The 19441-nt window shown below is 69.2% G+C and carries 17 protein-coding genes; 7 read left to right on the top strand and 10 right to left on the bottom strand.

The window, feature by feature from the left end:
• Window position 1 precedes the first annotated feature (1 nt).
• The 3 genes from QSJ95_RS31695 to QSJ95_RS31685 all read left to right on the top strand — a co-directional run bounded on the left by QSJ95_RS31695 (window position 2) and on the right by QSJ95_RS31685 (window position 1851).
• A complete protein-coding gene (locus tag QSJ95_RS31695; RefSeq protein ID WP_043267225.1) occupies window positions 2-586 on the top strand; it encodes an RNA polymerase sigma factor in 585 nt (194 codons plus the stop codon).
• Entirely contained in the window at window positions 583-1215 is a 633-nt protein-coding gene (locus QSJ95_RS31690) for a hypothetical protein (protein ID WP_285647678.1), read from the top strand. The genes QSJ95_RS31695 and QSJ95_RS31690 overlap by 4 nt, the downstream gene beginning before the upstream one ends.
• Before the next feature lie 108 nt (window positions 1216-1323).
• Window positions 1324-1851, top strand: coding sequence for a hypothetical protein (locus QSJ95_RS31685; RefSeq protein WP_285647676.1), 528 nt, complete (start codon window positions 1324-1326; stop codon window positions 1849-1851).
• 316 nt (window positions 1852-2167) lie between these two features.
• Here the strand turns inward: QSJ95_RS31685 and QSJ95_RS31680 are convergent, their stop codons facing one another.
• The 8 genes from QSJ95_RS31680 to QSJ95_RS31645 all read right to left on the bottom strand — a co-directional run bounded on the left by QSJ95_RS31680 (window position 2168) and on the right by QSJ95_RS31645 (window position 13941).
• A complete protein-coding gene (locus QSJ95_RS31680) occupies window positions 2168-3994 on the bottom strand; it encodes a long-chain-acyl-CoA synthetase (RefSeq protein WP_285647675.1) in 1827 nt (608 codons plus the stop codon).
• A 176-nt stretch (window positions 3995-4170) separates the two neighbouring features.
• Complete coding sequence (locus tag QSJ95_RS31675) at window positions 4171-4992, bottom strand: SDR family oxidoreductase (RefSeq protein ID WP_285647673.1); 822 nt, start codon at window positions 4990-4992, stop codon at window positions 4171-4173.
• A 340-nt stretch (window positions 4993-5332) separates the two neighbouring features.
• Window positions 5333-7321 carry a geranyl-CoA carboxylase subunit apha gene (gene atuF / locus QSJ95_RS31670; RefSeq protein WP_285647671.1) on the bottom strand — a complete coding sequence of 663 codons (1989 nt, stop codon included), beginning with the start codon at window positions 7319-7321 and terminating at the stop codon, window positions 5333-5335.
• Window positions 7322-7385: 64 nt separating this feature from the next.
• Complete coding sequence (atuE, locus tag QSJ95_RS31665; RefSeq protein WP_069861100.1) at window positions 7386-8183, bottom strand: isohexenylglutaconyl-CoA hydratase; 798 nt, start codon at window positions 8181-8183, stop codon at window positions 7386-7388.
• A 107-nt stretch (window positions 8184-8290) separates the two neighbouring features.
• Window positions 8291-9451 (bottom strand): citronellyl-CoA dehydrogenase, encoded by a 1161-nt coding sequence (gene atuD, locus QSJ95_RS31660; protein WP_043316120.1) that lies wholly within the window; start codon window positions 9449-9451, stop codon window positions 8291-8293.
• Window positions 9452-9613: 162 nt separating this feature from the next.
• Complete coding sequence (gene atuC, locus QSJ95_RS31655) at window positions 9614-11230, bottom strand: geranyl-CoA carboxylase subunit beta (protein ID WP_285647667.1); 1617 nt, start codon at window positions 11228-11230, stop codon at window positions 9614-9616.
• 3 nt (window positions 11231-11233) lie between these two features.
• Window positions 11234-12109, bottom strand: a complete 876-nt coding sequence (locus QSJ95_RS31650) for an SDR family oxidoreductase (protein WP_285647665.1) — start codon at window positions 12107-12109, stop codon at window positions 11234-11236.
• Between the two features lie 17 nt (window positions 12110-12126).
• Window positions 12127-13941 carry an acyclic terpene utilization AtuA family protein gene (locus QSJ95_RS31645; RefSeq protein WP_285647663.1) on the bottom strand — a complete coding sequence of 605 codons (1815 nt, stop codon included), beginning with the start codon at window positions 13939-13941 and terminating at the stop codon, window positions 12127-12129.
• A gap of 222 nt (window positions 13942-14163) precedes the next feature.
• On the opposite strand from QSJ95_RS31645, the gene QSJ95_RS31640 reads away from it, so the two are divergent.
• Entirely contained in the window at window positions 14164-14787 is a 624-nt protein-coding gene (locus QSJ95_RS31640; protein ID WP_009621522.1) for a TetR/AcrR family transcriptional regulator, read from the top strand.
• Here QSJ95_RS31640 and QSJ95_RS31635 read toward each other — a convergent pair whose 3' ends face one another.
• Both QSJ95_RS31635 and QSJ95_RS31630 read right to left on the bottom strand, forming a co-directional pair.
• Window positions 14788-15558, bottom strand: coding sequence for a CPBP family intramembrane glutamic endopeptidase (locus QSJ95_RS31635; protein WP_285647661.1), 771 nt, complete (start codon window positions 15556-15558; stop codon window positions 14788-14790).
• A 108-nt stretch (window positions 15559-15666) separates the two neighbouring features.
• Window positions 15667-15840, bottom strand: coding sequence for a DUF2897 family protein (locus QSJ95_RS31630; RefSeq protein ID WP_009621525.1), 174 nt, complete (start codon window positions 15838-15840; stop codon window positions 15667-15669).
• 194 nt (window positions 15841-16034) lie between these two features.
• Here QSJ95_RS31630 and QSJ95_RS31625 point away from each other — a divergent pair, with 194 nt between their 5' ends.
• The 3 genes from QSJ95_RS31625 to pyrF all read left to right on the top strand — a co-directional run bounded on the left by QSJ95_RS31625 (window position 16035) and on the right by pyrF (window position 19085).
• Window positions 16035-17336, top strand: coding sequence for a sensor histidine kinase (locus QSJ95_RS31625; RefSeq protein WP_285647660.1), 1302 nt, complete (start codon window positions 16035-16037; stop codon window positions 17334-17336).
• A gap of 1 nt (window position 17337) precedes the next feature.
• The gene (locus tag QSJ95_RS31620; RefSeq protein WP_058070989.1) at window positions 17338-18297 is read left to right on the top strand and encodes a response regulator; all 960 of its coding nucleotides are present in this window, start codon (window positions 17338-17340) and stop codon (window positions 18295-18297) included.
• A gap of 89 nt (window positions 18298-18386) precedes the next feature.
• Entirely contained in the window at window positions 18387-19085 is a 699-nt protein-coding gene (gene pyrF, locus QSJ95_RS31615; protein ID WP_285647659.1) for an orotidine-5'-phosphate decarboxylase, read from the top strand.
• Window positions 19086-19441: the final 356 nt, after the last annotated feature.

Raw genomic sequence — 19441 nt, 5'->3', positions numbered from 1 at the left:
CTTGACCACGGACGAAGACGACGCCGCGCTGCTGCGGCGCTACCGCAAAGGCGATGCCGAGGCCTTCGCCACGCTCTACGCGCGCCATCGCCTGGGCCTGTACCGCTTCCTCTGCGGCCTGGGCGGCGACGTTGCCCAGGCCGAGGAAGTGTTCCAGGAAACCTGGCTGAGCCTGATCCGCAGCGACAGCGAGCCCGAGGGCCGGGCCAGCTTTCGCACCTGGCTGTACCGGATCGCCCGCAACCGGTTGATCGACCACTGGCGGCGCAACGGCCGGCGCAGCGCGCAGCACGAGGCCTTCGACGAGCAGTTGCACGGCGAGGCGCTGCCCGGCGAGGCCGAGGACCCGCTGCGGCAGCTGAGCCTGAGCCGCGACCGCGAGCGCCTGCAGCAGGCCCTGGAGGCATTGCCCGGCGAGCAGCGCGAAGTGTTCCTGCTGCGCGCCCACGGCGACCTGGAACTGCAGGAGATCGCCGAACTGACCCGCACGCCCGCCGAGACGGTGAAGAGCCGCCTGCGCTACGCGTTGCAGAAACTGCGCCGGTTGCTCGCCGACCCGGCGGCGACCCAGGAGGTAGCCCCATGACCCGCCATCCGCAGCGGCCGGACGCCGAGGAAGCCGAGCTGCTCGAGCATTTCCGCCGGCACGGCGGCGAGCAGCCCCCGGCGCAGCTGGACGCCCGCATCCTGGCCGCGGCCCGCGCCGCCGTGCAGCCGCGCGCGAGTGCCTGGCAACGCCTGGGCCGCTGGCTGTTCGGCCGGCCGCAGCGCTGGTCGGTGGCCCTGGCCGGGGTGGCGACCCTGGGCATCGGCCTGAGCCTGGCCTTGCGCACCTTCGAGGAAGCCCCGCGCTACGACGCCGTCGCGCCGGCCATGGCCCCGGTGCCCAAGGCCGAATCCATGGCCCGCTCCGCCCGCCAGGCCGCCCCGGCGCTGTACTCGGCGCCAGCCGCCCCCGCCGCGGCGCCGGCGCCGCAGCTGGAGCAGCGCAAGCAGATGGCGGAAAGCGCGGTAGCCGCCGACGCGGCAGCACCCATGGCCAAGCGCAGCGCCGAGCCGGCCCCGGAGGAACCGCAGGCCAGCCTGCGGCGCCTGGCCGAGCTGCGGCGGCAGGGCGACCAGGCGGCCGCCGCGAGCCTGCGCGAGGACCTGCAGCGGCGTTATCCGCGCTTGGACATAGACGCCGAGCTGCGGCGCCTGGAGGCCCACCCTTGAGAGCCTGAGCGCGTCCATCGGAATTGCCTTCGGATTGGTCCGAGCCTCTTGTCTTACAGATCAACTAAGGCGAGGATGGCGCGCCCCTGGCCATTTGCCTGCCCCGTGATGTTGCGACGCTTCGTTCTGCTGACCCTCCTGCCGCTGTTGCTGAGCGCCTGCGGCGATGCCGACAAGACGCCACCGGCCAAGGCCGAGGCGCCCGCGGTGGCGCCTGCCGCCCCGGCGGAAAAGGCCCCGCCGCCCGAACCCGCGCCCAGGCCGGCGCCCGCCGCCAGCGCGAAGCCGGCCGCGCCCAAGGCGGAACTGGGCAAGCCCCTGGCCCCCGAGCGCCTGCCGGTGGCCGATGCCAAGCCGAAGAAAGCCGCCGAGCCCAGCGTGAACAAGCCGCTGCCGCCCTCCAAGCTCGACCTGCGCCTGCCCAGGGACGTGCTGCACGGCCTGGAACCGGGCCGCGCCCTGCGCGAGGACCTGGACAAGCCGCTGCTGCCGCCGATGTTCGAGGAGAAGGAGAGCCCGTTCCAGGTGGGTGGCCGGTTGATCCAGCGGGAGCGCGGGGAGCGTAGCGATCCCAGTGACGACAGCTGGCATTCGGAGATTCGTGGGGCGGAGGTGCAGTTTCAGTTTCGGAATTGAGTTGGGGGGCTTTTCGTAGGAGCGAGTTTGCTCGCGAATGGTGTTTCCCGGCGGTTCTGGTGCTGGGCCTGGAGAGCGCCCTCTCCCTAACCCTCTCCCTGAAGGGAGAGGGGACCGTTGGGCAGAGGCTGATGTTCTGGAGTCAGCCGGCAGCATTGAAAGTTACTGGCTGAACCTGGCCTCCTCTCGGCACGGACTAGCCCCCTCTCCCTTCAGGGAGAGGGCTGGGGAGAGGGGACGGACTTCGACATCGCTCCGGAGCCGAGCTTGACTCGGTTGTTCGCGAGCAAGCTCGCTCCCACGAAAGAAAAGCCTGTCAGAACCGATGTTCCCCGCGCTGGATGGCCCCGAACACCCCCTCATCCAGCAGCCGATAATCCACCTCGCCCGGCAACCGCACGAACAGCGCCTCGCCAACCTGCCGCGGATCGAACCCGGCGCTCTTCAGGTCGGCCTTCTTGTACTTGAAGGTCCCTGTGGTCTCCACCTGCTGCAGAAGCCGCAGGAACAGCGGCACGGCATAGGCCGGCAGTTCGCGATCCAGGTGTTCGGCCAGGGCCTGGCCGTCCAGCGCCTGGCCGGGCGCCAGGCGTAGCGCGGCCATGCCGCAGCGGCCGTCGGTGCCGGGGATCTCCACGCCGTAGACCACCGCGTCTTCCACGCCGGGGAAGGCGCCGAGGACGTTTTCCACCTCGGTGGTGGAGACGTTCTCGCCCTTCCAGCGGAAGGTGTCGCCCAGGCGGTCGACGAACTGGGTGTGCTTGAAGCCCAGGTCGCGCATCAGGTCGCCGGTGTTGAACCAGGCGTCGCCCTTCTTGAACACGTCGCGGTAGATCACCGCCTGGGTCTTGGCCGGGTCGGTGTAGCCGTCGAACGGCCACTTGTCGCTGATCTCGCTGATCAGCAGGCCCGACTCGCCCTTGCCGACCTTCTCCATGAAGCCCTTGGCGTTGCGCAGCGGCCGGTCGTTTTCCAGGTCGTAGCGGACGATGGCGTAGGTGGCCGGGGAGAAGCCCACGGTGTTGTCGAAGTTGAAGACGTTGGTGAAGCCGATGTTGCCTTCGCTGGCGGCATAGAACTCGGTGATCCGCTCGATGCCGAAGCGCGCCTTGAACTCGCCCCAGATGGACGGGCGCAGGCCGTTGCCGATCATGCAGGTCAGGCTGTTGTCGCGCTCTTCCTCGCAGGCCGGCTGGTTGAGCAGGTAGCGGCACAGTTCGCCGATATAGCCGAAGCAGGTCGCGTTGTAATGGCGCACGTCCTTCCAGAAGGCCTTGGCGGAGAACTTGCGGCGCAGGGCGATGGCCGCGCCGCCGGCCAGCACCGCGCTCCAGCACACGGTGACGGCGTTGTTGTGGTAGCAGGGCAGGGTCAGGTAGAGCACGTCTTCGCGGCCCAGGCCCAGGCCGGAGTGGCCGAAGCCGCCGTAGGCCTTGATCCAGCGCCCGTGGCTCATGATCGAGGCCTTCGGCAGGCCGGTGGTGCCGGAGGTGTAGATGTAGAAGCAGGCGTCCTTCAGGCACACCTGGGTGGTCTCGGCCAGGTTGTCGGAGCCCTGGGCCTGCGCCAGGCGCATCAGGTTGGCCCAGCCCGCCGGGGCCTGGCCGGGGTCGCGCAGGGTGTCGTCGTCGGCCACCCAGTACAGGCGTTCGGCGCCGCCCTGCAGGTTGGCGCGGACTTCGTCGAAGGCCTCGCGCAGTTCCTCGCCGACCACGAAGTGGCCGGGGCTGACCAGGTTCAGGCTGTGGGCCAGCACCTGGCCGCGCTGGGTGGTGTTGATCAGCGCGCCCACGGCGCCGAGCTTGGCCAGGGCGGCGAGGGTCACCAGCAGTTCGGCGCGGTTCTCCAGCATCACCGCGACCACGCTGCCGTGCTTCACGCCTTCGGCCTGGAAGCTACGCGCCAGGCGGTTGGCCCAGCCGTTGAACAGGGCATAGGACAGGCGCCGCTGGCCCTCCAGCAGGGCCGGGGCGTCCGGGTACAGGCGCGCCGCGCGCTCCAGGGCCCAGCCCAGGGACAGGTTCTTCTCGCGGTTGCGGATGCCGGTGTAGTAGAGCCCGCGCAGCATGCGCGGCACGCGCCCGAGGGTGGCGGGCAGGTGGGCGATGAAGCGGGTGGGGGTGATCAGGTCGGCATGGCTCATTGACGCGGGCCCTTGTTGTCATTGTTGTCTGGCGTGTGCACGCCCGTTCGACTCTAGGACGCTGGCGAGGCTGGGGCTATGACTCTGGCGCGTTTTGCGGGGGGCAGTTGGGTCAAGGGGGAGCTGGAAGCTTGAAGCCGGAAGCTGGAAGTCAAAAGCTGCGACGCCTCCAGCCTTTAGTCCAGAAACAGATCCGGCACCAGCGGCCCGCCTTGCGGATCGAAGCGATATTGCTCGAAGTCGCTCACGCCCTGTTCGCGGAGGATGTCTTCGTCGATCAGCAGGCGCCCGCTGATGCTGCGGCCCGTGCTGTCGAGGATGGCGTGGGCGGCGTCAGCCATGATCGCCGGCGTGCGGGCGCGCTTGAAGGCGTCGCGGCTGCCCAGCTCGAACTCGATGGCGGCGGTGGCGATCATGGTCTTCGGCCACAGGGCGTTGACGCTGATGCCGTACTTCCCGAACTCCTGGTGCATGCCGAGGGTGAGCATGCTCATGCCGTACTTGGTGACCGTGTAGGGGCCGTGCTGGGCGAACCATTTTTCGGCCAGGTTCAGCGGCGGCGACAGGCTGAGGATGTGGCCCTGGCTCTGCTTCAGGTAGGGCAGCGCGGCCTGGCTGCAGACCATCACCGCGCGGGTGTTGATCTGGTACATCAGGTCGAAGCGCTTGGGCTCCAGGCGCTCCACGCCCACCAGCTTGATGGCGCCGGCGTTGTTGACCAGTGCATCGATGCCGCCGAAGTGCTCGGCGGCGCGGGCCATGGCCTCGCGCACGGCGTTCTCGTCGCGCACGTCCAGCTGCAGGGCCAGGGCCTTGCCGCCGGCGGCCTCGACTTCCTCGGCGACGCTGTGGATGGTGCCGGCGAGCTTCGGATGGGGTTCGGCGCTTTTCGCCGCGATCACGACGTTGGCGCCGTCGCGCGCGGCGCGCAGGGCGATCTCGCGGCCGATGCCGCGGCTGGCGCCGGTGATGAAGAGGGTCTTGGCGTTCAGGGACATGGTTTGGCTCCGTGTTCTTGTTGTGTTCGGACTGCACTTCTTGTAGGAGCGAGCTTGCTCGCGAATGGGGTTTCCCGGTAGCTGCGGTGTTTTCGGTGGACTCCGTACCCTCTCCCCAGCCCTCTCCCTGAAGGGAGAGGGGGCTTGTTCGTGCCGAGAGAAGGTATGGTTTCAGTCGGTAATCACTGTGCTAGCCGGCTAACGTCGAACTATCAGCATCTGCCCAACGGTCCCCTCTCCCTTCAGGGAGAGGGTTAGGGAGAGGGCGCTCTTCAGGCTTTGCACCGAAGCCACCAGCAGACCCCCCTTCGCGAGCAAGCTCGCTCCTACGAAAAGCGTTTCAGGCGTCTTCGGCCTCCACCTCCACCAGCAACTGGCGGCTCTTGACCTGTTCGCCCTTGCTCACCTGGATGCGGCGGATAATGCCGTCGACCCCGGCCTTGAGCGGATGTTCCATCTTCATCGCCTCCAGCACGAGCAGCAACTGGCCCTTGCTGACCCGCGCGCCTTCGCTGACCAGCACGTCGACGATGGCGCCGTCCATCGGCGCCTTGACCGTACCCGACGCCACACCGCCCTGGGCGCCGGCGGGCTCGTGGCTGACGTCGCGCAGTTCCAGGTTGCCGCCGGCGCCATACAGCCAGACGCGTTCGCCCTGGGTATGGTGGGCGATGCGTCGGCGGATGCCGTTGACCTCGGCGACTACCCAGCGCTCGTCGATGGCGATCAGGCTCAGCGCCACCACCGATTCGCCGATGTAGGCCAGCAGCTTGGGCTGCGCGCCGGGCTCCAGCACGTCCAGTTCCACCGCGTGCTTCTGCTCGCCGTCGTGCAACTGGTAGCGCCAGGGTAGGCTGCCGGCGTTGCGCCAGCCGGCCAGGCCGCCCTGGTGCGCGCGGGCGCTGGCCGAGGCCTGGTAGAGCAGGGCGGCGGCCAGGGCCAGTTCGCTGGGCTGCGGCGCTTGCGGGCGCAGGCTGGGGTCGTCGGCGAAGTGTTCGGCAATGAACGCCGTGGTGGCGTTGCCGGCGGCGAATTCGGGGTGCCGGAGCAGGTTGGCGAGGAAGCGCTGGTTGGCCTTCACGCCGAGCAGCACGCAGTCTTCCACGGCGCGCACCAGCTTGCGCCGGGCCTCGTCGCGGGTGGCGCCGTAGGCGATCACCTTGGCCAGCATGGGGTCGTAGAAGGGCGTCACCGCCTGGCCTTCCACCAGGCCGTGGTCGATGCGGATGCCGTCCAGCAGCTGCGGCTCCCAGCGCAGCACTTCGCCGGTCTGCGGCAGGAAGCCGTTGCCGGCGTCCTCGGCGTACAGGCGCACCTCGATGGCGTGGCCGCGCAGCGGGATTTCCTCCTGCTTCAGCGGCAGCGGCTGGCCCTCGGCCACGCGGATCTGCCAGGCCACCAGGTCCTGGCCGGCGACCAGTTCGGTGACCGGGTGCTCGACCTGCAGGCGGGTGTTCATTTCCAGGAAGTAGAAGGCGCCGCTGGCGTCCAGCAGGAACTCCACGGTGCCGGCGCCGACGTAGTTCACCCGCGCCGCCGCCTTCACCGCCGCCTCGCCCATGGCCTGGCGCAGTTCGGCGCTCAGCACGGGGCAGGGCGCTTCTTCGATGACCTTCTGGTGGCGGCGCTGCACCGAGCAGTCGCGCTCGCCGAGGTAGACGAGGTTGCCGTGCTGGTCGCCGAATACCTGGATTTCCACGTGGCGCGGGCGGATCACCGCCTTCTCCAGGATCAGCTCGTCGCTACCGAAGGCGTTCAGCGCCTCGGAGCGCGCGGTGCGCAGCTGCGCGGCCAGCTCGTCCGCCGCCTGCACCAGGCGCATGCCGCGGCCGCCGCCGCCGGCGCTGGCCTTGATCATCAGCGGGTAGCCGATGCGCTCGGCCTCGCGGGCCAGGGTGGCGTCGTCCTGCTCGGCGCCTTCGTAGCCGGGGATGCAGGGCACGCCGGCTTCGAGCATGGCCAGCTTGGACAGGCGCTTGCTGCCCATCAGGTGGATCGCTTCCACGCCGGGGCCGATGAAGACGATGCCGGCGGCCTCGCAGGCGCGGGCGAACTCGGCGTTCTCCGAGAGGAAGCCGTAGCCGGGGTGCACGGCGTCGGCGTCTGTGCGCTGAGCTGCGTCGAGGATGGCCGCGGCCTTCAGGTAGGACTGGCCGACCGGCGCCGGACCGATACACACGGCCTCGTCGGCCAGTTGCACGTGGCGCGCCTCGGCGTCGGCCTCGCTGTACACCGCCACAGTGCGGTAGCCCAGGGCCTGGGCGGTGCGGATCACCCGGCAGGCGATCTCGCCGCGGTTGGCGATGAGGATCTTGTCGAAGCTGGGCATGCTGGTTTCCCTCTCCCCAACCCTCTCCCTGAAGGGAGAGGGGACTGTCGGTTGCGGACGGCGGCTACTGCGCCCACTGCGGTTTGCGTTTCTGCACGAAGGCCAGGGTGCCTTCGGCGCCTTCCGCGCCGGTCACGGCGGCGGCGAACTGTTTTGCGGCCTCGTCCAGCAGCGGGCCCAGGGCCTCGGTCTCGCTGGCCAGCAGCAGCGCCTTGGTCTGCGCGTTGGCGCCGGGGGCGCAGCGGCGCACCTGTTCCAGGCATTCCGCCAGGCGCTGGCCGAGCGCATTGGCACCGGCCTCGCTGAAGTGCACCAGGCCCAGGCGCAGCGCCTCGCGGCCGTCGAAGCGGGCGGCAGTGAGCGCCAGGCGGCGGGCCTGGGTCAGGCCGATGCGCTTGACCACGAAGGGGGCGATCTGCGCCGGCAGGATGCCCAGGCTGGTTTCCGGCAGGCCGAACTGGGCGCCGTCGGCGGCGATGGCGATGTCCGACACGCAGGCCAGGCCGAAGCCGCCGCCGAGCACCGCGCCTTCCAGCACCGCGACCAGCACCTGCGGCTGCGCCTGGGCCTCTTCCAGCAGGGCGCCGAAGGCGCGGTTAAGCGCGGCGTAGGCGTCCGGGCCGGCGGCGCGGGCGCCGGCCATGTCCTTGATGTCGCCGCCGGCGCAGAAGTGCCCGCCGGCGCCGCGCAGGACGATGGCGCGCACTTCGCGTTCATCGCGCACCGCGGCCAGCACCGCGCGCAGCTCGCCGACCATGGCCAGGCTCATGGCGTTGCGGCTGTCCGGGCGGTCGAGGGTGACGTGCAGCACGCCGCCTTCGCGTTCCAGCAGCAGGGTTTCGCAGTTCGGCAATTCGCTCATGCCGCAAATCCTCATACGATCGCTTCAGGCTTCAGGCTTCAGGCTTCAGGCTTCAGGCTTCAGGCCAGGGCGACGCATCGCCTGCCGCCTGTAGCCTGCCGCCGCTCTCACCCCTTCTTCTTGCCCGGCAGGGTGCCCATCAGCTTGCAGATGATGCCGAGCATGATCTCGTCGGCGCCGCCGCCGATGGACACCAGGCGGGTGTCGCGGTAGGCGCGGGAGATCGGGTTCTCCCACATGAAGCCCTGGCCGCCCCAGTACTGCAGGCAGGCGTCGGTGACCTCGCGGGCCAGGCGGCCGACCTTGAGCTTGGCCATGGAGGCCAGGCGGGTCACGTCCTTGCCGCGGATGTACTGCTCGGTGGCCTGGTAGGTGAGGGCGCGCAGGCACTCGATCTCGGTCATCAGCTCGGCCATGCGGAAGTGGATGACCTGGTTGTCGATCAGCGCCTGGCCGAAGGTCTTGCGCTCCTTGCAGTAGTCGATGGTGGCGTTGACGCAGTACTCCATGCCCTTGATCCCGCTGGCCGCGCCGAACAGGCGCTCCTCCTGGAACTGCAGCATCTGCATCATGAAGCCCGCGCCCTCGGCGCCGATGCGGTTGCGCTGCGGCACGCGCACGTCGTCGAAGAACACCTGGGCGGTCTCCGAGCTGCGCATGCCGAGCTTGTCCAGGTGCGGGCTGACGCTGATGCCCTTGCTCTTCATCGGCACCATGATCAGCGACTTGTTGACGTGGGGCTTGTCGTCGGAGGTGTTGGCCAGCAGGCAGATGAAGTCGGCCGACGGCGAGTTGGTGATCCACATCTTGCTGCCGTTGATCACGTAGTCGTCGCCATCCTTGCGCGCGGTGGTCTTCAGCCCGGCCACGTCGGAGCCGGCGCCGACCTCGGAGACGCCGATGCAGCCGACCATCTCGCCGGCGATGGCCGGGCGCAGGAATTCCTCGCGCAGCTCGTCGGAGCCGAAGCGGGCGAGGGCCGGGGTGCACATGTCGGTCTGCACGCCGATGGACATGGGCACGCCGCCGCAGTGGATGGTGCCGAACTCCTCGGCGGCGACCACCGAGTAGCTGTAGTCCAGGCCCATGCCGCCGAATTTCTCCGGCTTGGAGATGCCCAGCAGGCCGAGGGCGCCGGCCTTCCTGAACACTTCGTGGATGGGGAAGCGGCCGTCCTTTTCCCATTGGTCGACGTAGGGGTTGATCTCCTTGTCGACGAAGTTGCGGACGGTGCGGCGGAGTTCTTCGTGTTCCTGGGTGAAGAGCATTTTTGTTGTACTCCTTGAGCCTTGTCTGGTTCCCCACCTCTGGCCCTCTCCCCAACCCTCTCCCTGAAGGGAGAGGGGGCTGTCCGGAGTGGCCGGGTGGTCCGTTGCATGCCGGGTTGCTTTGGCTCCCTCTCCCTTCAGGGAGAGGGAGCCTGTATCAGGTCAGAACCTCGCTACCCCGAAACTGTTGCCCTTCAGCGGCCGTACCGCCGCCTCCGCGCAGATGTCCAGCAGATAGCCCAGCAGCCGGCGGCTGTCGCGCGGGTCGATCAGCCCGTCGTCCCACAGGCTGGCGGTGCCGTAGAGCGCGGTGGACTGGGCGTCGAGCTTCTGCGCGGTCACCTGTTCGAGCATGTCGAGCATCTTCGCGTCGGCCTCCTTGCCCTCCTTGGCGTGCTTTTCCTCGGTGACGATGCGCAGCACCTTGCCGGCCTGGGCGCCGCCCATCACCGCGGTGCGGCTGTTCGGCCAGGCGAAGATGAAGCGCGGGTCCAGGCCGCGGCCGCACATGGCGTAGTTGCCGGCGCCGTAGGAGCCGCCGACGACGAGGGTGAGCTTGGGCACCGTGGCGTTGGCCACCGCCTGGATCATCTTCGAGCCGTGCTTGATCACGCCCAGGCGTTCGGACTCGGTGCCGACCATGAAGCCGGTGGTGTTGTGCAGGAACAGGATCGGCGTGTTGCTCTGCTCGCACAGCTGGATGAACTGCGCCGCCTTGGCCGCACCCTGCGGGGTGATCGGGCCGTTGTTGCCGATCAGGCCGCAGGCGTGGCCCTCGATGTGCAGATGGCCGCAGACGGTCTGGGCGTCGAACTCGTTCTTGAAGGCGAGAAAGCGCGAACCGTCGGCGATGCGCGCGATGATCTCGCGCACGTCGTAGGGCTTGCGGGCGTCCGCCGGGACCACCCCGAGCAGTTCCTCGGCCGGGTACAGCGGCTCGTCCCACTGCCTTGCCGGGCGCGCCGGCAGCTGGGCGTTCCACGGCAGGGCGGCGAGAATCTCGCGGGCCAGGCGCACGCCGTCGGCGTCGTTCTCGGCCAGGTACTCGGCGGTGCCGGCGACCTGGGCGTGCAGCTCGGCGCCGCCCAGTTCCTCGTCGGTGGCCACCTCGCCGGTGGCGGCCTTGAGCAGCGGCGGGCCGGCGAGGAACATCTTGGCCTTGCCGCGCACCACCACCACGTAGTCCGACAGCCCCGGCTGGTAGGCGCCGCCGGCGGTGCTGGAGCCGTGCACCACGGTGACCTGCGGAATGCCGGCAGCCGACAGCCGCGCCTGGTTGGCGAAGCCGCGGGCGCCCTCGACGAAGATTTCCGCCGCGTAGTTGAGGTTGGCGCCGCCGCTCTCGGTGAGGGCCACCAGCGGCAGCTTGTTCTCCAGGGCCACCTGCTGCAGGCGCAGGGTCTTCTTCAGCCCGGTGGGCGAGATGGTGCCGCCCTTGATCGCGCTGTTGCTGGCGCTGACCAGGCAGCGCACCCCGGCCACGTAGCCGATGCCGGAGATGATGCCGCCGCCAGCCTGGGTGCCGTCCTTGTCGTCGTGCAACTTGTAGCCGGCCAGGGAGCAGAGCTCGAGGAAGGGCGCGCCGGGGTCGAGCAACAGGTTCAGGCGCTCGCGCGGCAGCAGCTGGCCGCGCTTGTCGAACTTCGGCTTGGCCTCGGCGGCCTTGTCCAGCACCTTCTGCTCGACCTCGCGGAAGCTCGCCACGGCGGCCAGCATGGCCTCGCGGTTGCGGGCGAAGTCCTCGCCCTGGGTGTCGATTTCCGACTGGATCACCGGCATGGCTTACTCCTGGTCCTTCAGCACGTCGGGCAGGTAGGCGCGGTGGAAGCCGTTGTAGGAACGGCTCTGCCCGGGCTTGCCCTTGCTCAGCGGGAAGGCACGGCTGCCCTGGCTGGCGGCGCCGTCGATGCGGATGGTGTTGCCGCTGATAAAGGCGGCGCCGGGGGAGAGCAGGAAGACGATGGCGGAGGCCACTTCCGACTCGGTGCCGATGCGCTTGAGCGGCACGTGCTCGCGCAGGGTGGGGATCACCGCCTTGAACGCGCCTTCGTAGGTGTCCATGCCGCTGGAGGCGATCCAGCCCGGCGCCACGGCGTTGACCCGCACCCCGGCGTGGCCCCATTCCACGGCGGCGGTCTTGGTGAAGTTCTCCATGCCCGCGCGGGCGGCGCCGGAGTGGCCCATGCCGGGCATGCCGCCCCACATGTCGGCGAGCATGTTGACGATGCTGCCGCCGTGCTTGCCCATGCTCTGGTTGAACACTTCGCGGGCCATGAGGAAGCCGCCCACCAGGTTGGTGCGCACCACCGCCTCGAAGCCCTTGAGGTTGATCGAGGCCAGCGGCGCGGGGTACTGGCCGCCGGCGTTGTTGACCAGGTGCCGGATCGGCCCGCGCTCGGCGAGCACCTGCGCCACCAGCGCCTTCACCGCCTCCTCGTCGCGGATGTCGCAGCTGTGCCAGCTGGCGCTGCCGCCGTCCTCGACGATCTCGCCGGCGGTCTTCTCCAGCTTCTCGGCCTTGCGCCCGACCAGCACCACATGGGCGCCCAGGGCCGCCAGCTCATGGGCGGTGCAGCGGCCGATGCCGCTGCCGCCGCCGGTGACGATTACAGTCTGGCCGGCGAACAGGCCGGGCTTGAAGATCGAGTCGTATGCCATTGTTCTTGTCGTCCTGCTCAAGCGTTCGTTCTTGTCGTAGAAGAGCTGAGTTCATCGGCGATGTGTTTTGGCACCGCCACCGGGAATTCCAGCAACTGCTGGGCGAAGGCCTTGCCCTGCGGGTCGATGCGCAGGCTGGCCACGCCGCCGCCGCCCAGGGCGTGCTCCAGCAGGAAGTTCAGGCTGTGGCTGGCCGGCAGGCACCAGCGGCTGACGCGGCCCAGCTGCGGATCCAGCACGTGCTGCATCCACTCGGCCACCGCGCCTTCGCTCAGCGCCTCGGCGATCCACGGCAGGTACTCGGGCTTGCGCGCCATCACGCCGATGTTGCTGTGGTCGCCCTTGTCGCCGGAACGCGCCACCGCCAGCTTCACCAGCGGCACGCTGGCCGTGGCCTGGCCGTTGGCGGCAGGGGCTTGCGCGGCTTCGGCCAGGTTCGCCGGGTCGAAGTGCTCCAGCTGCGGCAGGGCGACGGCATGGCTGTCCTCGCCGATGAGCACCGCCAGTTGGCAGCGCGCCTTGTCCACCAGGAAGGAGAACAGGCGGATCACCGGGTAAACCGTGGGCCGCCCGCCGACGATGCCGGTCAGGCCCGGGGCCATGCCGGTGGCGGCCTGGGCGATCTCGCGGGAGAACAGCACCAGCGCCTCCTTGCGGGCGTGGCGCACGGCGAGCTTGACCACGATCTCGCGGCTGTCCTGGCGGCGGCCGTGGGGGCCGTAGGTGGCTTCGCTGCCCAGCAGCTCGATGCTCGTTTCGCGGTAGGGCCCCCAGCCGCGTTCGGCGAACATTTCCTCGGTCCTGGCGATGATCGCCCGGCTCACACGCTCGGCCTTCCGTACCGCGTCGATGCCGGCGATCAGGCAACTGGCGGTGCAGCGGAAGCCGTCGGGGTAGGTGGCGCTGACCTTGTACTGGCCGGTGGGCGGCAGGCCGCGGGCGCCGCTGAGGGCGACGCGGTCGGGGCCGGCCTGGCGCAGCTGCACGCCGGTGAAGTCGCAGACCACGTCGGGCAGCAGATAGGCGCGCGGGTCGCCGATCTCGTAGAGCATCTGCTCGCCGACGCTCAGCGGGGTGACCAGGCCGCCGGTGCCCTGCGGCTTGGTGACCACGAAGTCGCCGCTGGCCTGTACTTCGACGATGGGGAAGCCGATGTGCTCGTAGTCCGGCACGCTTTCCCAGTCGGTGAAGTTGCCGCCGGTGCACTGCGCGCCGCATTCGATGATGTGCCCGGCCAGCGCGGCCTGGGCCAGTTTGTCGTAGTCGTTCCAGGCCCAGCCGAACTCGTGCACCAGGGCGGCGCTGACCACCGCGCTGTCCACCACGCGGCCGGTGATGACGATGTCCGCGCCCAGCGCCAGTGCCTCGACTATGCCGGGCGCGCCCAGGTAGGCGTTCATCGATACGCACATCGGCGGCAGCGGGGCGCCGCTGAACATTTCCACGGTCCCGGCCTTGGCCAGTTCGCCAGTCTGGGGCAGCAGGTTGTCGCCCTCCAGCACGGCGATCTTCAGCTGCACCCCGGCCTTCTCGCAGGCGGCTGCCAGGGCCTTGGCGCAGGCCTGCGGGTTGACCCCGCCGGCATTGCTGACGACGCGGATGCGCTTGCCGGCAATCTCGCCCAGCAGCGGCGCCAGCACTTCGACGAAGTCGGTGGCGTAGCCCGCCTCGGGGTTCTTCAGGCGCGCGCCGGCCATGATCGACAGGGTGATTTCGGCCAGGTAGTCGAACACCAGGTAGTCCAGCTCGGCGCCCTTCACCAGCTGGGCGGCGGCGCTGCAGGTGTCGCCCCAGAAAGCCGAGGCGCAGCCGATGCGTACGGTCTTGGTCATTGTTCTGCCCGTGACGGTCGAGAGGTGTTTCGACATTACCAAGCAAGCGCTTGGTTGAAAAGAGGGCATAAGCGCCAGACAACCCAACCAAGTGATGGCCAAGCGCTTGCTTGGTTGCCGCTGCAGGCATACATTTCACCTGTATGCACAAGTACTTGCGTGGCGATCATGGAATCGCCCTGAACAGTGGTGGCCGGATGGCGGACGAGGGGAGAGCAGAGCGTGGATGACCAGAAAGCGCGCGAAGTGATGCTGGAGCTGGTGGCGAACGGGCAGGTCACCGACCCGGAGAGCGCCCGCGGCAAGCTGCTGCAGACCGCTGCCCACCTGTTCCGCGCCAAGGGCTACGAACGCACCACGGTGCGCGACCTGGCCGGCGCCGTGGGCATCCAGTCCGGCAGCATCTTCCACCACTTCAAGAGCAAGGACGAAATCCTGCGCTCGGTGATGGAGGAGACCATCCTCTACAACACCGCGCTGATGCGCGCCGCCCTGGCCGACGCCGAGGACCTGCGCGAGCGCCTGCTGGCGCTGATCCGCTGCGAGCTGCAATCGATCATGGGCGGCACCGGCGAGGCCATGGCGGTGCTGGTCTACGAGTGGCGCTCGCTGTCGCCGGAGGGCCAGGCCTACATCCTCGGCCTGCGCGACATCTACGAGCAGATGTGGCTGGACGTGCTCGGCGAGGCGCGCGCCGCCGGCTACTGCGAGGGCGACCCGTTCATCCTGCGGCGTTTCCTCACCGGCGCGCTGTCCTGGACCATGACCTGGTTCCGCCAGGACGGCAGCATGACCCTCGACGACCTGGCCGAGCAGGCCCTGCTGCTGGTCTACAAGGCCGCCTGATCAGCCCAGGCCCAGGCCCAGGTGCAGCGGGTAGCTCAGCAGCAGCAGGTGCACGCTGTTGACCACCCCGTGCAGGAGGATGGGCACCAGCATGCGCCCGCTGAAGTGCAGCGCCAGGCCGTAGCCGAGCCCGGCGATGCCGGCCACCACGGCGAACTGGCCGCTGAAGGGCAGGTGCGCCAGGCCGAACAGCAGGCTGCTGAGGATGATCCCGGCGGGGGCGCCCAGGCGCTCCACCAGCGAGGTCTGCAACAGGCCGCGGAAGATCAGTTCCTCGGTCAGGGCGATCACCGCGAAATTCACCAATAGCCAGATCCACAGGCCGTCGGGCCATTTCGGTCGCCACACCACCAGGCCCAGGGCGGTGGCCAGCAGCGGCACGGCGAACAGGGTGGCGACCACGGTGATGCCGGCATAGTCCGGCGAGGCCCCCGCCAGCGGCGGCCGGCGCAGCCACCAGGCGAGCAGGGTGACGCCGGCCAGCGCCTTGTCCCAGGACAGGCGCAGCGCGTAGGCCGGGGCGTCGGCGGAGAGCTGCCGCGGCGGCCAGAGCGTCCACGACTGGGTGCCGGGCAGCAGGTGCGCGGCCAGGGCGAAGCTCGCCAGCAGGCACACCGGCCACCAGAGCAGCCAGGGCAGGCGTTGTTCGCCGTAGAGTGTCCAGGCGACGAAGAGTGCGCCTATCAAGAGCCCCAGGGGTTGGACGAATCCGAGGGCGAAACCGCCGAGCAGGAGCAACCCTGGCAGCAGCGGGAGTAGCTTCCTGAGCATCGTGTCCTCCATCCACCGGCCGCAGTCTAGGCAATTCGCCCAGCCTGATCCATGCCTGCGGCGGTGAATGAGGGAAATGACCTCGGGCGCCGGGGCGGCCGGCGGCGCTCAGCGCTTGTCGTCGCGGGCGTCCTGGGCGTCCATTTCGGCGTTGCGCTGATGGATGCGCTTGAGCTGCTCCTCGGTCAGCGGCAGCTTGCGGGCGCTGTCGCGCAGCAACAACAGGCCGCCGAGGATGGAGCCCAGGGCGAGGGCGATGATCAACCAGGCGTACCAGGGCATGGCGTTCTCCTTGGGATGCGAGCTTTCACCATAAACCCGCGCGCCCGGCTTGTCAGTGCGTGGCGGTGGTCGGACGCAGGCTTGTTGCCGGCGTATGACCTTCCCGTGAAGGATGCGTGGCGCGCGACCGCTGTCACATGATGGCAATCTGGACCTGATTGACTGGCGGACATTTCAGCCAGCGGAGTCCGCCGATGACCACCAGCGCCCTGCACGCACTCCTGCGCGCCGTGGAACCGCTGCAGGCGCAGATGAGCCTCAGCGACGTCGCCGACCGCCTGCTCACCGCCGAGCACCGCGCCTTCCTCTCGCTGCCGGTGGTGGACGGGCAGGGCCGCCCGCTGGGGCTGATCAGCCGCTACACCCTGCAGGACATCTTCATGCAGCGCTTCGGCCGCGACCTCTGGGGCCGCCGCCCGGTCAGCGAGATGATGAACGCCAGCCCCTTGCGGGTGGACATCGAGTGGAGCCTGGAACAGGCGGCGCAGCAGGTCACCGCGCAACTGAAGTACCCGATCACCGAGGACTTCATCCTGGTCGACGGCGAAGGCGCCTACCTGGGCCTGGGCACCGTGCTCGACCTGCTCAAGGCCATGGAGGCGCGCATCGCCCAGCGCAACCGCGTGCTGCGCAAGGCCCTGGTCGACCTGCGGGAATCCCAGGCGCAGCTGGTGCAGTCGGAGAAGATGGCCTCCCTGGGGCAGATGGTCGCCGGCGTCGCCCACGAGCTGAACACCCCGCTGGGCTACGTGCGCAACAACCTGGAGCTGATCCGCGAACAGTTCCTGCCGCTGCTGCAGCTGGCCGAGAGCCAGGCCGAGCTGGCGGACTGCCTGAACGACGCGGCCTGCGACGAGGCGCGCCTGGCCCAGGCCCTGCAAGCCGCCGGGCAGGCCCGTGCGGAGGCGCCCCTGGAGCAACTGCTGGGCGACCTCGACCAGCTGTTCGGCGACACCACCTACGGCCTGGCGCAGATCGGCGAGCTGGTCGGCGGGCTCAAGGACTTCGCCCGCCTGGACCGCGCCATGAGCGAGGAGGTGGACCTCAACGAGTGCGTGAAGAGCGCGCTGCTGATCGCCCGCAACAGCATCAAGGACAAGGCCGAGATCATCCGCCAGCTCGGCGAGCTGCCGCCCATCGCCTGCGCGCCCTCGCAGATCAACCAGGTGCTGCTCAACCTGTTCACCAACGCCGCCCAGGCCATGGACGGCTACGGCCACATCCACGTCAGGACCTGGGCCGACGAGGCGGCGGTGTACGTCTCGGTGCAGGACAACGGCAAGGGCATGCCCGCCGAGGTGCTGGCGCGCATCTTCGACCCCTTCTTCACCACCAAGCCGCCGGGCCAGGGCACCGGCCTGGGCCTGTCGATCAGCTACAAGATCGTCCAGGACCACGGCGGCAGCATCCGCGTCGCCTCCGAGCCGGGGCGCGGCACGCGATTCCTCATCCGCCTGCCGCGCGCGCAGGCCAGCGACCTGAAACGGAGTGCCTGACATGACCCAGCCGCTCAAGGCCCTGCCGCAGTCCGGCCAGGCCCGGCCCACCGGCCTGACCCGCATCCTCTTCGTCGACGACGAGGAGCGCATCCTGCGCAGCCTGGCGATGCAGTTCCGCCGGCACTACGAGGTGCTCACCGAGAGCGACCCGCGGCGCGCCCTGGAGCGCCTGCGCAGCGAGCCGGTGCAGATTCTCGTCAGCGACCAGCGCATGCCGCAGATGAGCGGCGCCGAGCTGCTGGCCCGGGCCCGCGAGATCGCCCCGGACTGCCTGCGCATCCTGCTCACCGGCTATTCCGACCTGGACGCGGCGGTGGAAGCGCTGAACAACGGCGGCATCTTCCGCTACCTGACCAAGCCCTGGGACCCGCAGGAAATGGCCTTCACCCTGCGCCAGGCGGCGGAGATCGCCGGGCGCCAGGCCGCCGCGCCCGACCTGCAGGCCATCAGCCGGCTGGCCGCGCCACTCAACGTGCTGCTGCTGGACGACGACGCCGACACCCTGGCCTGCGTCGGCGACTTCTGCGCCGCCGGCAACCACCAGTTGCACCGCGCGCGCAACCTGGCCGAGGCGCTGTTGCGGCTGAACGCCGAGCCCATCGACATCCTGGTCAGCGACCTCAAGCTCGCCGGCGAGGACACCGCGCCGCTGCTCAAGTCCCTGGCCCAGGCCCACCCGCGCCTGCTCAGCCTGGTGGTGACGCCGTTCCGCGACACCCAGGACCTGCTGGCGCTGATCAACCAGGCGCAGATCTTCCGCTACCTGCCCAAGCCGATCCGCCGCGGCCTCTTCGAGAAGGGCCTGAAGGCCGCCGCCGAACAGGCCCAGCTGTGGCGCGCGCAACCGCAGCCGCAGGTGGCGCGCCTGGCCGAGGCGCCGCGCGAGGAGCGCGAGCGGGAGAAGGTCGGCAGCCTGCTGGGCATGCTCGGCCGCCTGCGCGAGCGCCTGAGCGTATAGGACGGGCAACGCGTCGCCGGAAGCTGCCGGCAGCGGCGCTTTCTGCGACAATGCGCGGCGTTTTTCAGAATCCCCCCGCGAGAGAGCCCATGTCCGTCTGCCAGACCCCGATCATCGTCGCCCTGGATTTCCCCACCCGCGAGGCCGCCCTGGCGCTGGCCGACCAGCTCGACCCGAAACTGTGCCGGGTGAAGGTGGGCAAGGAACTCTTCACCAGTTGCGCCGCGGGTATCGTCGAGACGCTGAACGGCCGTGGCTTCGAGGTGTTCCTCGACCTGAAATTCCACGACATCCCCAACACCACCGCGATGGCCGTGCGCGCCGCCGCCGAGATGGGCGTGTGGATGGTCAACGTGCACTGCTCCGGCGGCCTGCGCATGATGGCGGCCTGCCGCGAGACCCTCGACGCCTTCAATGGCCCGAAACCGCTGCTGATCGGCGTGACCGTGCTGACCAGCATGGAGCGCGAGGACCTGGCCGGCATCGGCCTGGACGTCGAGCCCCAGGAGCAGGTGCTGCGCCTGGCGGCCCTGGCCGAGAAGGCGGGCATGGACGGCCTGGTCTGCTCGGCCCAGGAAGCCCCGGCCTTGAAAGCCGCGCACCCGGCCCTGCAACTGGTCACCCCTGGCATCCGCCCGGCCGGCAGCGCCCAGGACGACCAGCGCCGCATCCTCACCCCGCGCCAGGCCCTGGACGCCGGCTCCGACTACCTGGTGATCGGCCGCCCGATCAGCCAGGCCGCCGATCCGGCTGCGGCGTTGGCCTCGATAGTCGCTTCCCTGGCCTGAATGGCGAGGGCATGAAAAAGGCGGAGCAGGGTGACCTGCTCCGCCTTTTTGTTTCTGACGCTTTTTTGTTTTGTAGGAGCGAGCTTGCTCGCGAATGGAGTTTCCTAGTGGCTTGGGTGCTGGGCTTAAGAGCGCCCTCTCCCCAGCCCTCTCCCGCAAGCGGGAGAGGGGGCTGTCCTGAGCGGCTTGGAGGTCCGGCACCATCCTTCCACCTCGTCATTCCCGCGAACGCGCACTACTGTCCGGAATATTTTCGAGGGGGCGTCTGGAGGGCTTGCGGGGGCTGAAGGCACGGGTTAAACCGTTGAGCGCCAACTCAACCTCACAGCCCCCGCAAGATGTTCAGGATAAGCCGT

Source organism: Pseudomonas sp. NBRC 100443, from assembly GCF_030268185.1.
In the GTDB taxonomy this organism is placed as follows: Bacteria; Pseudomonadota; Gammaproteobacteria; order Pseudomonadales; family Pseudomonadaceae; genus Pseudomonas; species Pseudomonas citronellolis.
This window is presented reverse-complemented; position numbering and strand designations above follow the sequence as displayed.

Bases quoted from the DNA above. Each gene is read 5' to 3' on its own strand.
- QSJ95_RS31690 (WP_285647678.1), top strand. From the start codon at position 583: ATGACCCGCCATCCGCAGCGGCCGGACGCCGAGGAAGCCGAGCTGCTC.
- pyrF (WP_285647659.1), top strand. From the start codon at position 18,387: ATGTCCGTCTGCCAGACCCCGATCATCGTCGCCCTGGATTTCCCCACC.
- QSJ95_RS31625 (WP_285647660.1), top strand. From the start codon at position 16,035: ATGACCACCAGCGCCCTGCACGCACTCCTGCGCGCCGTGGAACCGCTG.
- QSJ95_RS31645 (WP_285647663.1), bottom strand. From the start codon at position 13,941: ATGACCAAGACCGTACGCATCGGCTGCGCCTCGGCTTTCTGGGGCGAC.
- QSJ95_RS31650 (WP_285647665.1), bottom strand. From the start codon at position 12,109: ATGGCATACGACTCGATCTTCAAGCCCGGCCTGTTCGCCGGCCAGACT.
- atuD (WP_043316120.1), bottom strand. From the start codon at position 9,451: ATGCTCTTCACCCAGGAACACGAAGAACTCCGCCGCACCGTCCGCAAC.
- QSJ95_RS31635 (WP_285647661.1), bottom strand. From the start codon at position 15,558: ATGCTCAGGAAGCTACTCCCGCTGCTGCCAGGGTTGCTCCTGCTCGGC.
- QSJ95_RS31685 (WP_285647676.1), top strand. From the start codon at position 1,324: ATGTTGCGACGCTTCGTTCTGCTGACCCTCCTGCCGCTGTTGCTGAGC.
- QSJ95_RS31680 (WP_285647675.1), bottom strand. From the start codon at position 3,994: ATGAGCCATGCCGACCTGATCACCCCCACCCGCTTCATCGCCCACCTG.
- atuE (WP_069861100.1), bottom strand. From the start codon at position 8,183: ATGAGCGAATTGCCGAACTGCGAAACCCTGCTGCTGGAACGCGAAGGC.
- atuF (WP_285647671.1), bottom strand. From the start codon at position 7,321: ATGCCCAGCTTCGACAAGATCCTCATCGCCAACCGCGGCGAGATCGCC.
- atuC (WP_285647667.1), bottom strand. From the start codon at position 11,230: ATGCCGGTGATCCAGTCGGAAATCGACACCCAGGGCGAGGACTTCGCC.
- QSJ95_RS31620 (WP_058070989.1), top strand. From the start codon at position 17,338: ATGACCCAGCCGCTCAAGGCCCTGCCGCAGTCCGGCCAGGCCCGGCCC.
- QSJ95_RS31675 (WP_285647673.1), bottom strand. From the start codon at position 4,992: ATGTCCCTGAACGCCAAGACCCTCTTCATCACCGGCGCCAGCCGCGGC.
- QSJ95_RS31630 (WP_009621525.1), bottom strand. From the start codon at position 15,840: ATGCCCTGGTACGCCTGGTTGATCATCGCCCTCGCCCTGGGCTCCATC.